The sequence below is a fragment of the Candidatus Symbiopectobacterium sp. 'North America' genome, assembly GCF_015762685.1.
In the GTDB taxonomy this organism is placed as follows: Bacteria; Pseudomonadota; Gammaproteobacteria; order Enterobacterales; family Enterobacteriaceae; genus Symbiopectobacterium.
Genome location: NZ_PEHF01000016.1, coordinates 1 through 15,576, shown reverse-complemented (window position 1 = coordinate 15,576; position 15,576 = coordinate 1). Strand labels below are relative to the sequence as shown.

14 protein-coding genes and 1 pseudogene are annotated in these 15,576 nt (G+C 52.4%); 2 read left to right on the top strand and 13 right to left on the bottom strand.

Translation table 11 applies throughout. The features are described 5' to 3' along the window. Positions 1-3: 3 nt before the first annotated feature. The 13 genes from lpxA to rpsB form a co-directional block, all read right to left on the bottom strand. On the bottom strand, positions 4-792 hold the full coding sequence (gene lpxA, locus CS369_RS03300) for an acyl-ACP--UDP-N-acetylglucosamine O-acyltransferase (protein ID WP_196905970.1): 789 nt from the start codon (positions 790-792) through the stop codon (positions 4-6). 4 nt (positions 793-796) lie between these two features. Then, positions 797-1,252, bottom strand: a complete 456-nt coding sequence (gene fabZ, locus CS369_RS03295) for a 3-hydroxyacyl-ACP dehydratase FabZ (protein WP_195315614.1) — start codon at positions 1,250-1,252, stop codon at positions 797-799. A gap of 190 nt (positions 1,253-1,442) precedes the next feature. Next, the gene (gene lpxD, locus CS369_RS03290; protein WP_196905969.1) at positions 1,443-2,465 is read right to left on the bottom strand and encodes a UDP-3-O-(3-hydroxymyristoyl)glucosamine N-acyltransferase; all 1,023 of its coding nucleotides are present in this window, start codon (positions 2,463-2,465) and stop codon (positions 1,443-1,445) included. 3 nt (positions 2,466-2,468) lie between these two features. Further along, complete coding sequence (gene skp / locus CS369_RS03285; RefSeq protein WP_196905968.1) at positions 2,469-2,966, bottom strand: molecular chaperone Skp; 498 nt, start codon at positions 2,964-2,966, stop codon at positions 2,469-2,471. A gap of 123 nt (positions 2,967-3,089) precedes the next feature. Then, the gene (gene bamA, locus CS369_RS03280; protein ID WP_196905967.1) at positions 3,090-5,516 is read right to left on the bottom strand and encodes an outer membrane protein assembly factor BamA; all 2,427 of its coding nucleotides are present in this window, start codon (positions 5,514-5,516) and stop codon (positions 3,090-3,092) included. A 35-nt stretch (positions 5,517-5,551) separates the two neighbouring features. Then, the gene (rseP, locus tag CS369_RS03275; protein ID WP_196905966.1) at positions 5,552-6,904 is read right to left on the bottom strand and encodes a sigma E protease regulator RseP; all 1,353 of its coding nucleotides are present in this window, start codon (positions 6,902-6,904) and stop codon (positions 5,552-5,554) included. Positions 6,905-6,917: 13 nt separating this feature from the next. Beyond that, positions 6,918-7,775, bottom strand: coding sequence for a phosphatidate cytidylyltransferase (cdsA, locus tag CS369_RS03270; protein WP_196905965.1), 858 nt, complete (start codon positions 7,773-7,775; stop codon positions 6,918-6,920). Positions 7,776-7,784: 9 nt separating this feature from the next. Further along, positions 7,785-8,546 carry a (2E,6E)-farnesyl-diphosphate-specific ditrans,polycis-undecaprenyl-diphosphate synthase gene (ispU, locus tag CS369_RS03265; protein WP_196905964.1) on the bottom strand — a complete coding sequence of 254 codons (762 nt, stop codon included), beginning with the start codon at positions 8,544-8,546 and terminating at the stop codon, positions 7,785-7,787. Between the two features lie 204 nt (positions 8,547-8,750). Continuing rightward, entirely contained in the window at positions 8,751-9,944 is a 1,194-nt protein-coding gene (gene ispC, locus CS369_RS03260; protein ID WP_196905963.1) for a 1-deoxy-D-xylulose-5-phosphate reductoisomerase, read from the bottom strand. A gap of 69 nt (positions 9,945-10,013) precedes the next feature. After that, on the bottom strand, positions 10,014-10,571 hold the full coding sequence (gene frr / locus CS369_RS03255; RefSeq protein WP_196905962.1) for a ribosome recycling factor: 558 nt from the start codon (positions 10,569-10,571) through the stop codon (positions 10,014-10,016). 222 nt (positions 10,572-10,793) lie between these two features. Then, a complete protein-coding gene (gene pyrH, locus CS369_RS03250) occupies positions 10,794-11,519 on the bottom strand; it encodes a UMP kinase (RefSeq protein ID WP_196905961.1) in 726 nt (241 codons plus the stop codon). A 309-nt stretch (positions 11,520-11,828) separates the two neighbouring features. After that, complete coding sequence (tsf, locus tag CS369_RS03245; RefSeq protein WP_196905960.1) at positions 11,829-12,686, bottom strand: translation elongation factor Ts; 858 nt, start codon at positions 12,684-12,686, stop codon at positions 11,829-11,831. Positions 12,687-12,795: 109 nt separating this feature from the next. Continuing rightward, entirely contained in the window at positions 12,796-13,521 is a 726-nt protein-coding gene (rpsB, locus tag CS369_RS03240; protein ID WP_196905959.1) for a 30S ribosomal protein S2, read from the bottom strand. 373 nt (positions 13,522-13,894) lie between these two features. Between rpsB and map the strand changes: the two genes are divergently transcribed. Continuing rightward, the gene (gene map, locus CS369_RS03235; RefSeq protein WP_196905958.1) at positions 13,895-14,689 is read left to right on the top strand and encodes a type I methionyl aminopeptidase; all 795 of its coding nucleotides are present in this window, start codon (positions 13,895-13,897) and stop codon (positions 14,687-14,689) included. 199 nt (positions 14,690-14,888) lie between these two features. Continuing rightward, positions 14,889-15,458 (top strand): annotated as a pseudogene (locus CS369_RS03230) (nucleotidyltransferase domain-containing protein); the annotation flags it as partial. Positions 15,459-15,576: the final 118 nt, after the last annotated feature.

Here is a 15,576-nt window from a genome sequence, read left to right as displayed (position 1 = left end):
GAATTACCGGATAATGCCGCGGGTAGAACGGGCAAAGAAATCGATAAATGCTTGAACCGCAGGATGATCTTTTGCCAGCGCTTCGATTTTCGGTTTCACCTCTTCCAACGTTCTCCCACTGCGGTACAGCAGCTTGTAGGCGTTACGAATCGCCTGCTGGGTCTCTTTTTCGAACCCGCGGCGTTTCAGCCCTTCAATGTTGAGGCCAAACGGCGTCGCATGGTTACCTTGAGCAATGACGTACGGCGGCACATCTTGCGCCACGCCGGAACAGCCGCCGACCATAACGTGTGCACCGATGACACAGAACTGGTGCACCGCTGTCATTCCACCGATGATAGCAAAATCATCGACTTCTACGTGTCCACCCAGCGTGGCATTGTTCGCCAGAATGCAGCGGTTACCAATGACGCAGTCATGGGCGATATGCGTGTTGATCATCAGCAGATTATCGCTGCCGACTTTAGTCAATCCACCACCTTGTTCCGTACCACGATGAATCGTGACACTTTCACGAATACGGTTACGATCGCCGATCTCTACGCGAGTAGGTTCACCCGTGTATTTCAGATCCTGATTTACCTCACCAATGGAGGAAAATTGGTAGATCTCATTATCACGGCCGATTTTAGTGATCCCATTTACCACAACATGGGATTTTAATACCGTGCCTTCGCCGATCTCAACGTGAGAACCGACATAGCAGAACGGGCCAATGTGTACACGTGCACCAATAATGGCACCGTCTTCAACAATAGCGCTGGGATGAATAAAGGCGGTTTGATCAATCACGTTATCAGGCCTCCCGACGACGAGCACACATCATGGACGCTTCACAGGCCACTTCGCCATCCACTTTGGCGACACCTTTGAAACGTGCAACACCACGGCGCTCTTTAATGAATTCAACTTCAAGAATCATCTGATCCCCTGGCTGCACCGGACGTTTGAAACGCGCTTCGTCCACAGCCGCGAAGTAGTAAAGTTCACCCGGTTCCAGTTTACCCACGCTTTTAAATGCCAGAATGCCCGTGGCCTGGGCCATGGCTTCCAGAATCAGCACGCCGGGGAAAATGGGCTTACCGGGGAAATGTCCCTGAAAGAAGGGCTCGTTGAAAGAGACGTTTTTCACCGCACGCAGGAATTTCCCTTCTTCGAAATCCAATACGCGGTCCACCAGCAAAAAGGGAAAGCGGTGCGGTAGTAGTTCTAAAATCTCTTCAATATGCAGAGTATGAGTGTTAGTAGTCAAAATACTCTTCCTGTCCGTAAAACTGATGCCATCAACAACACGGCCTGCGAGATCCCAAAAGGAGGATCATCTGGCAGGCCGCAAATAAGGATTTTTACGCCGGCCTAAGCAGGCAATCCACAACAACCAACGCGTACAAACCCGTCTCCATCAAGCCGCCGCCACTGCTTTGGCGAGGCTGGCACAGAGATTAATCCTGGTTGACTTTACGCTCAACGGCTTTCAGCCGTTTGCTCATATCATCAATACTCATCACCAGCGCTGCGGTTTTACGCCACGTTTTGTTTGGCTGTAAGGGAATTCCCGATGAGTATACGCCGGGTTCGGTGATAGGTCTAATGACCATCCCCATGCCGGTAACCGTGACCTTATCGCAAATTTCCATATGACCATTGATCACACTGGCACCGCCAATCATGCAGTAACGGCCAATTTTCAGGCTACCAGCCATGATAACGCCACCAGCGACTGCTGTATTGTCGCCAATCACGACGTTGTGTGCAATCTGGCATTGGTTATCAATGATAACGTCGTCACCAATAATGGTGTCATCCAGTGCACCGCGGTCAATGGTGGTGTTAGCACCAATCTCAACGCGATCGCCGATGCGTACTGTTCCTAACTGCGGGATCTTGACCCAATTGCCACGCTCGTTGGCATAGCCAAAACCATCGGAACCAATCACAGCACCAGATTGAATCAGACATTGCGCCCCTAACTCAACCCGATGATAAACCGTTACATTGGCCCACAGACGAGAACCTGCGCCAATCCTGGCGTGTTTCCCGACAAAACAACCGGCACCGATCACCACACCATCGCCTAACTCTACGCCTGACTCGATAACCGCATTCGCACCGATGGCGACATTGCGCCCCAGCACGACATCATCAGCAATCACCACACTGGGTGCGATATCCTGCGCAGGTTGCGGGGTAGTATCCATCAATTGCGCCATACGCGCATAAGTCAGATACGGGTTTTTCACCACCAACGCGGCTGCCTTGCAGTAGGGCAGATCAGCTTCTGTCACCACCACGGCTGATGCCTGTGTCGTGCTCAGTTGCTCACGGTAGCGGCTGTCTGAAAAAAAGGTGATTTGTCCAGAACGTGCCGAATGCATAGAAGCAACACCGGTGATGACGATATCGCCATCACCGTGTAATTGCGCATCCAACTGTGCTGCCAAGGCGTCCAGTCGAATTGAAACCATGAGTTATTTAACCTGTTTCAGCACATCAGCCGTGATGTCTTTCGCGTTACCGACATAGGCAACTGCGTTGGCATCAATCACGATATCGTAGCCATCTTTGCTGGCAACGCTTTTGATGGCATCCTGAATACGGCTCAGTATCTTGTTACGTTCTTCCATCTGACGACGGCGATTGTCTTGTTCAAACGCCTGTGCATTGTTGGAGAACTGCTCACGCTGCGCCATCAGATCGTTTTCAGATTTGCTGCGATCGCTGGCTTTCATGGTAGAACCATCACGCTGCAATTTTTGCATTTTGGTTTGCAGATCGCTTTCCATTTTCTGCAATTCAGAAGCACGGCCTTTAAACTCGTTTTCCAACTGCTTGGCAACGGTTTCACGCTGCGGCAACTGCTGGAAAATGCTGGCAACGTTGACAACGGCAATCTTGTCGGCCGCTTGAACGCTGGCAGACGCAGCCAGAGCTAAACCGAGACCTGCGGCACACAACCACTTTTTCACGTTATTACTCCTCAACCTGATCTTTTTTATCACACATTAACGTGCACAAAGCTCTGGGTCAGCGCACGCGGCGCGTTACCAGAGCCCTATACTTCACTTAGAGACGACGTGTTTGTCGTGACACTACCACGTTTTACCAATGTTAAACTGGAACTGTTCCGACTTGTCTCCGTCAATTTTCTTGACCGGCTGGGCATAGGAGAACACCAATGGCCCAAGCGGTGACATCCACTGCACGGCAAGGCCGGTGGACACACGAATATTGCCCGGTTCGCTGTAGTCAGGCACACCCGCCGCCAGGGTTTTGTCCGTGTTCTTCCAGTTAGTATCCCAAACCGTACCTGCATCCACAAACAACGAGGTGCGCAGCGAACTGGCATACTTATCGCTAGCAAACGGTGTGGGCAGAATCAGTTCCGCACTGGCAACCGCCATAGCGTTACCGCCCACAGCATCATCCGAATTATCCACACGGCAAGCCGAGTAACTGTTTGGCAACGGCTTTTCACACCGGTAGTAAGCCGCTTTAGGACCAATGGTATTCGACTGGAAGCCACGTACCGTACTGGAACCACCGGCATAGAAGTTGTCGTAGAACGGCACATCTTTGCTGCCAATACCGTCCGCATAACCGGCACGCGCACGGCCCATTAACACCCAGTGGTGGTTTTCACTCAACGGATAGTAGGCCGCTGAATCAAAGGTCAGCTTATAATATTCGTTGTCGGAACCCGGCACCGTCACTTTAGCGTTGAAGCTGGCACGGCTCCCTTCCGTCGGGAAGAAGCCACGGTCCAGACTATTGTAGACCCATCCGGCGTTGAGGAAGAAATCGTTGGAGTTAAAATCGGCGCTGGAGTGATTACCCGATTCTACAACCGGCGGGTTAACACCCACCGAATTAAGATAACGCCACATCGCCACTTGCGGTGACATATCTGACACATCGTTATGTACATAGTCCAGACCAAGACGCAATGAATTGTTCTCGTTGATCGGGAAACCTAACGTTGTGCCTACGCCATAGCTGCGGTTGGTATAGTCAGAAAGTTCAGCATCGTAGGCTTTAAAATCGTTATAGAAAATACGACCGCCGAGGCTGACGCCATCTACGGTAAAGTAGGGGTTGGTCATCGACAGCTCGACATAGGTCTGGTAGCTGTTTTTGGTCCCGCTGATGCCGACAGAGTTACCAGTACCCAGCCAGTTGTCTTGCTGAACCCCAGCCTGGAAGCTGACACCACTCTCCGTACCGAAGCCGACACCGAAGTTCAACGTACCGGTGTTACGCTCTTTCACTTTGTAGGTGACGTATACCTGATCGGCGGTGCCCGGCACACGCAGAGTTTCTACGTCAACGCTTTCAAAGTAGCCGAGACGGTTGAGGAGCTCTTTACCCTGCTCAACCAGATCGTTACCCAACCATGCCCCTTCCATCTGGCGCATTTCGCGACGCAGCACGGAATCTTTGGAGGTATCGTTACCCTCGAAGCGCACACGGCGCACCGAGAAGCGGTTACCGGCATCAACGTTGATGTTGAGCTTAACGGTTTTGTCCCCGTCGCTGATTTCAGGCTGTGTCACCACGCGCGGATAAGCGTAGCCATAACGGCCCAGCAGCTTTTTGATATCCTCTTCCATGCGTGTCACTTTGGCGCCGTTATACAGCTCGCCGGGGTTCACTTTCGTCAGCCCTTCAATCTCGGCAGAGTGACCCGCCAGATTACCGCGCACCGTTACCCCAGACAGCTTGTACTGATCGCCTTCCGTGATGTTGATGGTGATGTAGATACCCTTTTTGTCAGGCGTCAGGCTCACCTGAGTGGAGTCAATCGTGAAACGTGCGTAGCCGCGATCGAGATAGAAGCTGCGCAGCGTCTCCAGGTCGCCAAAGAGTTTCTGTTTCTGGTATTTACGATCGCCCATGACGTTCCACCACGGCACGTCATCGCGCAGTTGGAATTGGGCAATCAATTCATCAGAGGTGAAGGCTTTGTTGCCAACGATATTGATCTGCTGGATTTGCGCGGAAACCCCTTCGGTAAACACCAGTTTGAGGTCAACACGGTTGCGCGGCAACGGTGTCACCACCGCCTTCACGGAGGCGCTGTATTTACCGACGCTGTAGTAGAAATCCTCCAGTCCCTTCTCGATAGAAGAGAGGGTCGTGCGGTCTAACGCTTCGCCGACGCGCACACTGGACGCTTCCATGTTTTCTTTCAGCATCTCATCCTTGACCGCTTTATTGCCGGAGAACGTGATGCTGGCGATGGTAGGCCGTTCTTTCACCTGCACAATCAAGGTTTCACCGTCACGCAGTACCCGGACATCCTCGAAGTTTCCGGTCGCGAACAGAGCACGAATGGTATTCCCGATATCGTCATCAATGACGGTATCACCCACACGGACAGGCATGCTGAGTAGTGCCGCACCGACAGCAACACGCTGCAAGCCCTCGAAATGAATATCCTTCACTACAAATCCGTCTGCACCGTATACGGTGGCGCTGCTGAACAGCAGCGACGCTATGAGCAACTTTTTCATCGCCATCGTTGTTATGCGTTTTTCCTAACCTACTCCCCCGCCTAAAGGCGAGAGAAATCATTAAAAAGTGCGAGCCCCATTAACAGCATCAACACCACCGTGCCGATACGATAACAAAAGTCCTGCACACGCTCAGAAACCGGCCTGCCTTTCAGTTTTTCAACCAGCAGAAAGAGCAGGTGTCCACCATCCAAAACCGGTAGCGGGAACAAATTGATAATGCCCAGATTTACACTGATCAATGCCAAAAACATCAGGTAGTAAATCAGCCCATAGTCGGCCGACATGCCGGCCCCCTGAGCGATAGAGATTGGCCCGCTCAGGTTATTGAGCTTAACATCGCCTGTTATCAGTTTTCCCAGCATACTGACGGTTAACCGCTTCAGCTGCCAGGTTTTATCCGCAGCTTGATAAATCGCACTGAACGGCCCGTATTGCCGCACCGTCCGGTACTCTTCGGGCAGCGGGATGACTTTTGGCACCACCCCGGCAAACCCTTCTACCCTGCCACCGGTCGTTTTGCTGTCCGGCGTCAAGATTAGAGAGCGGGTCTCACCGTTTCGTTCAATGTCCAGCGCAATATCTGCATCCGGCTTGTCACGCACCGTACTGGCAAACTGCGACCAGCGCGTCAGCGGTTGCCCATCGACTTTAACGATCCTGTCCCCGACTTGCAAACCGGCTTTTTGCGCTGCCGACCCATCCTGTACCTGCGTCAGCACCGCATCGATTTGCGGCATACGCGGCACCATGCCCAATGAGGCGGCGGGATCCTGCCTTTCAGGGTTGAACTGCCAGTCACGCAAATCCAGCGTTTTACGCACCACGGACGAAGAACCAAGCGGCGCAACGTCAAGCGTTACCTCGTTATCACCAATCTTGCCGATCAGTGTTAAACGCGCTGTGTCCCAGTCAGGCGTTTCGATACCATCGACTGCTTTTAGTTCCATCCCCGGCGACATTTGCGCCATAGCAGCAACGGAGTTGGGCACTATTTCGCCAACCACGGGCCGTACACCCGGCACGCCAATAATAAACACCAGCCAATAGGCGGCAATCGCAAACAGGAAATTGGCAATTGGACCCGCACTCACGATGGCAGCACGTTGCCACACAGTTTTACGGTTAAAAGAGAGATGATGCTGTTCCGGCGAGACGGTATCCACACGCTCGTCGAGCATTTTGACATAGCCACCCAGTGGAATTAAGGCAATGACAAACTCAGTCCCCCGCCGATCGCGCCAACGCCATAGCGCCTTGCCAAATCCGACAGAAAAACGCTCAACCTTAACCCCACAGCGACGAGCAACCCAGAAGTGGCCAAATTCATGCACCGTAATCAATACGCTCAGTGCAACAACAAATGCAGCCAAACTCCAAAGGACATTCATCATCTGTCAGGTCATCCTAAACCGTTTTAAACACTAAAAACATCAGGCAGGCAAATACCGGGATCGCCGCCGTCAGGCTATCGATGCGGTCAAGCACGCCGCCATGACCGGGAATCAGGTGGCTGCTGTCTTTAATACCGGCTTCCCGTTTAAACATGCTTTCTGTCAAATCGCCCAGTACAGATGCCAGCGCCGCAATCACCGAACAGACGAGCAGTGTAAATGGCGCAACGCCCAAAGGCGCATAAACACTAAACAGCAGAGAGATAATCGCGGAGGTGGCTAACCCACCGACAAAGCCCTCCCAGGTTTTCCCCGGAGATACTTTGGGTGCCAGTTTATGCTTGCCAAACAGTTTACCAAACATGTACGCGCCACTGTCTGCGCCCCACACCAGCAACATCACGTAGAGCAACCACCAGGCACCGAAGAAGGGATCGCTATCATAATGGTGCTGGCGTAACGCCACCATCCCCCAGAAGAAAGGCACGATGGTCAACACGCCAAACAGCAGGCGCAGCGCTTTGGAACAGCGCCAAAATCCCGCAGAACCGGGGTACGAGAGCACCAACAGCAGTGCGGCACACCACCACACCAGTGATACCCATAGCGAAACACGAATAGGCAGCAGATGAACCGAATAGTGATAGTTGGGCAATGATAGCGTCATCAACGCCAGCAGTGCGCCACACATAAAGGCAAGAGACAAACGCTGGGCAGAAGAGCCTAATCCGGCGAATTGCCCCCACTCCCAGGCGGCCAGCATGCAAACGCCGAGCGTTACTAGTGCAAATCCCTTCGGTGGCAGCAGAAACAATGCCGCAATGACCAACGGGATTAAAATCAAGCCAGTTATCAATCGATACTTCAGCACACCTTCCCCCTATGATGCGTCAGCATCGGAAGGTGCAGTTCCACCGAAACGCCGTTCGCGTTGCGCAAATGCATTCATCGCACCTTCAAAATCGTGTTCATCGAAATCAGGCCAAAGGACATCGGTAAAGTAAAGCTCAGCATAAGCAATCTGCCACAGCAAAAAATTACTGATGCGGTGTTCTCCCCCCGTCCTGATGACCAAATCGACCGGCGTTTGATCGCCCAAACACAGGGCGTGGGATAAGGTATCTTCGTCGATCGTGTCCGGGCGGAGCGTGCCTTCCTGCACCTGCTCAGCCAATTGTCTGACGCCCTGAATAATATCCCAACGTCCGCCATAATTCGCGGCAATATTCAGTATTAACCCTGGATTATTTTTTGTCAGTGCTTCAGAGCGGCGAATGCGCTCTTGTAGACGCGGGCTGAAACGGCTGATATCACCGATAATACGCAACTGAACGCCGTGTTTATGCAGGCTTTTGACCTCGCTGTCCAGCGCTCGAACAAACAGTTCCATCAGCGCTTTCACTTCTTGCGCCGGCCGGTTCCAGTTTTCGCTACTAAAGGCATATAAGGTCAAGGCATCGAGCCGATGGCTTACCGCAAAGCTCACCGCACGGCGCACCGCCTTCACACCAGCCTGATGGCCAAAAACGCGCAGCTTGCCACGATTTTTCGCCCAACGGCCATTACCATCCATGATGATTGCGACATGCCTTGGCCCGCTTTCGGGTGGCGTAATGGGTGTTTGTTGATTATCAGACGGCATAACGCGAACTTAATTTCCTCAAGTAAGAAAACAATCCATCCCTAACATCAGACCCGTTAGCACAAAAAAGCCGTGAACGAGCACGGCTGTACGTACTTCGCCAGCGTTTTCGCACTGACCTAGACGCGAATGGCGCAGACTATATCACCTTGATCCCGCATGAACAAATTGTGCCGCGACGATCGCGTCCGCAAGCACACGTTGTCAGTGGAAACCGCGTAACGCCTCCCGGCCTTTCTCGCGAGCCCAGCGGTCAATGGCCAGGACATCGTCAACGGACTCTGGCTCAGCGCAGGAAAGTTGCTCCATCACGCGCTGATTCAACGACGCAATATCGGTAAAGCGAATCTCACCGTGCAAAAAGGCGTCGACGGCAACTTCATTAGCCCCATTCAGCGCAGTCGTTGCCGCCTGGCCCTGATTGCACGCAGCGATCGCTAACTGCAAGCAGGGATAACGCGTCATGTCCGGCTCGCTGAACGTGAGCGGGCCAAGACGCATAAAATCCAGCGGTGCCACGTTAGACACCACGCGTTGCGGATAGGCCATGGCGTGCGCGATCGGCGTGCGCATATCCGGTGTGCCAAGTTGCGCCAAAACGCTGCCATCCCGATAGCGCACCATGGAGTGAATAACAGACTGCGGATGGATGATCACTTCCATCTGCGCCGCAGACGCATTAAACAACCAACGCGCCTCGATGTACTCCAGCCCCTTGTTCATCATGGTGGCAGAGTCCACAGAAATCTTGCGGCCCATGGACCAGTTGGGGTGAGCACATGCCTGATCGGGCGTCATCGCCGCCAATGCGGCCAGCGGTGTTTCTCTAAATGGGCCACCCGAACCGGTCAGAACAATACGTTCCACCCCATGCTCCGTTAATGAAGCGTAACCCAATTGGCGTTGAATGTGCTCAGGTAAACTCTGAAAAATGGCGTTGTGTTCACTGTCTATCGGCAGCAGTTGCGCACCGTATTGTGCAACAGCGTTCATAAACAGTCGGCCACAGGTTACCAAAGATTCTTTATTCGCCAACAGTACTTGTTTACCAGCCTTGATGGCCGCGAGCGTTGGCAACAATCCTGCGGCCCCCACAATTGCCGCCATCACTTGATCGACGCCATCGAGCGCGGCCAACTCACATGCAGCCTGCTCACCCGCCAGCACTTCGGTACGGCAGCCTGCGGCCATCAGTCGTTCACGTAACAGTGTCGCAGCCTGGGGATCGGACATGGAGGCATAGGCAGGTTGGAATTGCAGGCATTGCGCCAGCATCACATCAACGTATCTCCCAGCGACCAGGGCAGTAACGGCGAATTTGTCCGGATTGGCTTTCACTACCGCCAGCGTACTAACGCCAATCGAACCGGTTGAACCGAGGATCGTCAGTTGCTTCATGAAATTGCTCTAAAAAAATAAAGCGCCGCCAGTGGGTGTACTGGCTGGCGCTTTTATTTTGGAAGCCGATTAAAACTCCATCAGCTCATTTTCTTTTTCTGCCAGCGCGACATCAACTTTCTTGATATAAGCGTCAGTCAGTTTTTGCACCTCATCCTGCGCGCGGCGTTCTTCATCTTCACTGATCGCTTTATCTTTCAGCAGCGCTTTCAGCTTGTCGTTCGCATCACGGCGCACGTTACGCACGGAGACACGCCCTTGTTCCGCTTCACCACGCACCACTTTGGTCAAATCTTTGCGGCGCTCTTCCGTCAACGGCAGCAATGGGACACGGATTACCGCACCCGCAGAGGACGGGTTTAACCCCAGATCGGAAGCCATGATCGCTTTTTCAACGGCCGGGCCCAAGGTGCGGTCAAACACCGTGATCGCCAGAGTGCGCGTGTCTTCAACCACAATGTTTGCCACTTGGCGCAGCGGCGTAGCAGAACCGTAATATTCTACCTGGATGCCATCCAGCAGGCTCGGTGAAGCGCGGCCAGTACGAACTCTGCTAATTTGGTGCTTAAACGCTTCTACACATTTTTCCATGCGTGTATCAGCATCTTTTCTGATGTCATTAATCACGTTGCGGACCCTTGATACTGGTTGCCGGACAGGTTATTTCCCTGCGCTTTATCATGAAACCAACGCGCATGATAAAAGCAGACAGGGATGCATACAGCAAACCCGGTAAATCATTGATGCTTGCGCCGGGATGCCGACGCAGCGCGTTATCTATTGGTATTACGAAAATAAAGCAGTACCACCAAGATCAGGATAGTACCTTATTTTTCAGTACACCCGTTATTACTTCGTGATCAAGGTGCCTTCTTTTTCACCCATGACCACGCGGCGCAATGCTCCGGGTTTGTTCATGTTGAAAACGCGGATCGGTAAATTATGATCTCGAGCCAGCGTAAAGGCCGCCAAATCCATCACTTTCAGTTCCCGTTCGAGAACATCCTGATAGGTTAGCGTTTCATGAAGCGTCGCAGTGGGATCTTTAACCGGATCCGCAGAAAAAACACCATCCACTTTGGTGGCTTTCAGCACCACGTCAGCTTCAATCTCGATACCGCGCAGACAAGCGGCAGAATCGGTAGTGAAGAAGGGATTGCCGGTACCAGCGGAGAAAATCACCACGCGATTGTTACGCAGCAGGCTGATAGCCTCAGCCCAGCTGTAATTGTCGCACACGCCGTTGAGCGGAATGGCTGACATCAAGCGCGCGTTGACATAAGCACGGTGCAGCGCATCGCGCATTGCCAAGCCGTTCATGACGGTGGCCAACATCCCCATGTGATCGCCCACCACGCGATTCATACCGGCCTGTGCCAGACCGGCACCGCGGAACAGGTTGCCACCACCGATAACGACGCCGACCTGAATGCCCAGCTCAACCAGTTCTTTAATTTCCTGAGCCATGCGGTCCAGGATGCTCGCATCGATACCAAAACCTTCGGCTCCTTGTAATGCTTCGCCACTCAGCTTAAGCAGGATACGTTGATATACGGGTTTTGCGTTGGTTGCCATGGTGTTATTGTCCTAACGGGCTATCATCATAATGGGAATGTGATTACTGTCACGCCTTAGTGCTTCATACCACGCGCGTCATTAAACCGACGCATAAATGCGCAGTGGCAGTAAAACGTGTTGAAAATGTTGGCTGGATATACCCAACTTCATGTCACTTTCCCATGGGTACGCCCTGTGGGTAGTCCCCGTGGATAGTGTGCGTCAGTTTACTCGGAAATGCGCCGAGTGAACCTCACCAACGCCGCGGTACATGAAGTATGACGGGTATAAAAAGGAACCGCCAACTGGCGGCTCCTTTTTTGCATCTTAAGACTGCTTGCTCATCGCGGCGACTTCAGCAGCGAAGCCAACTTCCGCTTTCTCAATGCCTTCACCCACTTCGAAACGGATGAAGCTGATGACGTCAGCTTTGTGCTCTTTCAGCAGATCGCCAACGGTTTTGTTGGGATCCATCACGAAGTGTTGACCGGTCAGAGAGATTTCGCCGGTGAATTTACGCATACGGCCTTCGACCATTTTTTCTGCGATTTCACGTGGTTTGCCAGATTGCATGGCAATGTCCAACTGGATCTGGTGCTCACGTGCAACCACATCTGCTGGAACGTCTTCAGCTTTCACGTACTCAGGTTTGCTGGCGGCAATGTGCATAGCAACGTGCTTAACCAGTTCTTCGTCAGCGCCGGTAGCGGCAACCAGTACGCCAATGCGTGCGCCGTGCAGGTATGCACCCAGCACGTCACCTTCCTGAATAGCGATACGACGAATATTGATGTTTTCACCAATTTTCGCGACCAGCGTAGTACGCTGCTCTTCGAATTTCGTTTTCAGAACGTCAACGTCAGTGATGCGTTCGTTCAGCGCAGCCGTTGCAACTTCTTCACCGAAAGCTTTGAAGCCATCATCTTTAGCAACGAAGTCAGTTTCGCAGTTCAGCTCAACGATAACGCCGTATTTGCCGTCAGCCGCGATCTTGGTCAGAATCACACCTTCAGCAGCAACACGGCCTGCTTTTTTCGCAGCTTTAGCCTGGCCAGATTTACGCATGTTATCGATAGCAAGTTCGATATCACCGTTAGCTTCGACCAGCGCTTTCTTGCATTCCATCATGCCAGCGCCAGTACGCTCGCGCAGTTCTTTTACCAGGGCAGCGGTAATTTCAGCCATTATCTTTTCCTCGGTTATCTCGTGGGAGATAAGTAAAAGGGGGCCATTAAGGCCCCCTAACCAACATATTCAATACCTGGTTAATAAGGGCTCGACGGAGCCAGTCTTATTATTCAGCTTCTACCAAGCCTTCTTCCGCTTGAACAGCCAGATCTTGAGAACGGCCTTCACGGACAGCGGTAGCAACAGCGCTCAGGTACAGGGTTACTGCACGGATGGCGTCGTCGTTGCCAGGGATGATGAAGTCAACGCCATCCGGATCGGTGTTGGTATCAACCACAGCAAATACCGGGATACCCAGGTTGTTTGCTTCTTTGATGGCGATGTGTTCATGGTCAGCGTCAACCACAAACAGAGCATCTGGCAGGCCGCCCATATCTTTGATACCGCCCAGGCTGTTTTCCAGCTTGTCCAGTTCACGAGTACGCATCAGAGCTTCTTTTTTGGTCAGCTTGTCGAAGGTACCGTCTTGAGATTGGGTTTCCAGATCTTTCAAACGCTTGATGGACTGACGAACGGTTTTCCAGTTAGTCAGCATACCGCCCAACCAGCGATGGTTCACGAAGAACTGGTCGCAGTTGTTCGCAGCGTCTTTTACCGCATCGCTTGCAGCGCGTTTCGTACCAACGAACAGGATTTTGCCTTTGCGAGAAGAGATTTTACTCAGCTCAGCCAGTGCATCGTTGAACATCGGAACGGTTTTTTCAAGGTTGATGATGTGAACTTTGTTACGCGCACCAAAAATGAAAGGTTTCATTTTCGGGTTCCAGTAACGGGTCTGGTGACCGAAGTGTACGCCAGCCTTGAGCATATCGCGCATGGAAACAGTTGCCATGATTACCTCTATAAATTGAGTATGGGGTTAAGCCTCCACATGTCCCATTACACCGACTCTTCAGCCACGTCATAAGACATTGACCTTCGAGCACCCCGGTGAACGTGTCGACATGTGTGTGTTAGTTACACATATGAGTTTAGTGAATTCCGCTGAACCTGTTAGCCAGACCCAGTCAGATCACCGGCGCGCTTTATACCATAAAGTCCCCACCGACACCAACTTTTGTTGCACCCTTTACCCGATTTTCTCCTGACGCACCGCCATTGTATCCAAATGGGGATTTGGCACCATCCGTCAGGGCTGATAACATAAGTGGTTAGTGAGTAACCTTAAATTCGTCGACTGCTTCGACACCTGCGGACAATTTTGCATGGCTATATCAATAAAAACCCCTGAAGACATCGAGAAAATGCGCGTCGCTGGCCGCCTGGCGGCGGAAGTGCTGGAAATCATCGAACCGTATGTGGTTCCTGGTGTCAGCACTGGCGAACTCGATGGTATCTGCCACGACCATATTACCAACAAGCAGCAGGCCATTTCTGCCAGCCTCGGTTATCACGGCTTCCCGAAATCGGTGTGTATCTCTATCAACGAAGTGGTATGCCACGGCATTCCCAGCGATGAGCGTTTGCTGAAAGACGGTGACATCGTTAATATCGACGTCACGGTCATCAAAGACGACTTCCACGGTGACACCTCCAAGATGTTCATCGCCGGTAAACCCACCATTCTGGGCGAACGTCTGTGCCGTATCACGCAGGAAAGTCTCTATCAGGCGCTGAAAATGGTCAAGCCAGGCATCCGGCTGCGTGCCCTGGGTAAAGCCATCCAGGTATTCGCGGAAAGCAATGATTTCTCCGTAGTACGTGAATATTGCGGCCACGGTATTGGTCGCGGTTTCCATGAGGAACCTCAGGTACTGCATTACGATGCCGATGACGGCTGCGTAGTGCTGCAAGCAGGCATGGCATTCACCATTGAGCCGATGCTTAACGCGGGCGATTTCCGTATCCGTACCATGAAAGACGGTTGGACGGTAAAAACCAAAGATCGCAGCTTGTCGGCGCAATACGAGCATACTATTGTGGTAACCGAAAACGGTTGCGAAATTATGACGCTGAGGAAAGACGACACCATCCCCAACATCATTTCGCACCCGGCATAATGGTGCGCCAGCCCTACGGTTATCTTTCGGCGGCGGCCAGGGATACCGTTAACAGGGCTGGCGTCTCTTTTATGGCGTTTGCCAGGCAACGCTTAAGGGCTGTGAATTTATGAATGACAACAACGCTTCTCACTCCGCCGACGTGTTCACCGCTGACATACAGCCCCCCGCCTCACCATTAACCTACAGCGACAGCTAATTGGATTGCTCAGCGCTCAAACTGTCCATGGAGCGTTTTCAGACATGGTTAGGCGCTGAATTTCGCGCCGGAGTAGCAGCCGAAAGGCTGATTACCGCCAGAACCTTTTTTATCGACCATCTGCTGCAACGTCTGTGGGCGTTTTACGGTTTCGAATCTGCCGCACAAACGGCGCTAGTGACCGTTGGTGGATACGGGCGCGGTGAGCTGCACCCGCTGTCGGATATTGATGTGCTGGTGCTCAGCGGGCAGTCGCTCAGCGCCCATCAATCTCAACAGGTGGACGCGTTTATCACGCTGCTGTGGGATCTCAAGCTTGAAGTCGATCATAGCGTGCGCACGCTGGATGAGTGCCTGCAAGAAGGCAGAGCGGATATTTCCGTGGCGACAAATCTTATAGAATCACGCCTGATCTGCGGCGATGTCGCACTGTTTCTCTCCTTATAAAAACAGATTGTTAGCGAAGATTTTTGGCCTTCCTCCGCCTTTTTCCCGGCCAAAATCACCGAACAGCAAGAACGACACCAGCGCTACCACAGCACTAGCTACAATCTTGAACCTGATATAAAAATCTATGGTCACCCCCGTTTTTGCAACACTGATTTTCGATTGATGTTGGGCTTACTTAAATCTATCCGGCGTCTTTATGGGCAAGGATGCCCGCGCCACGATGAGTTCCGCGCCTGAT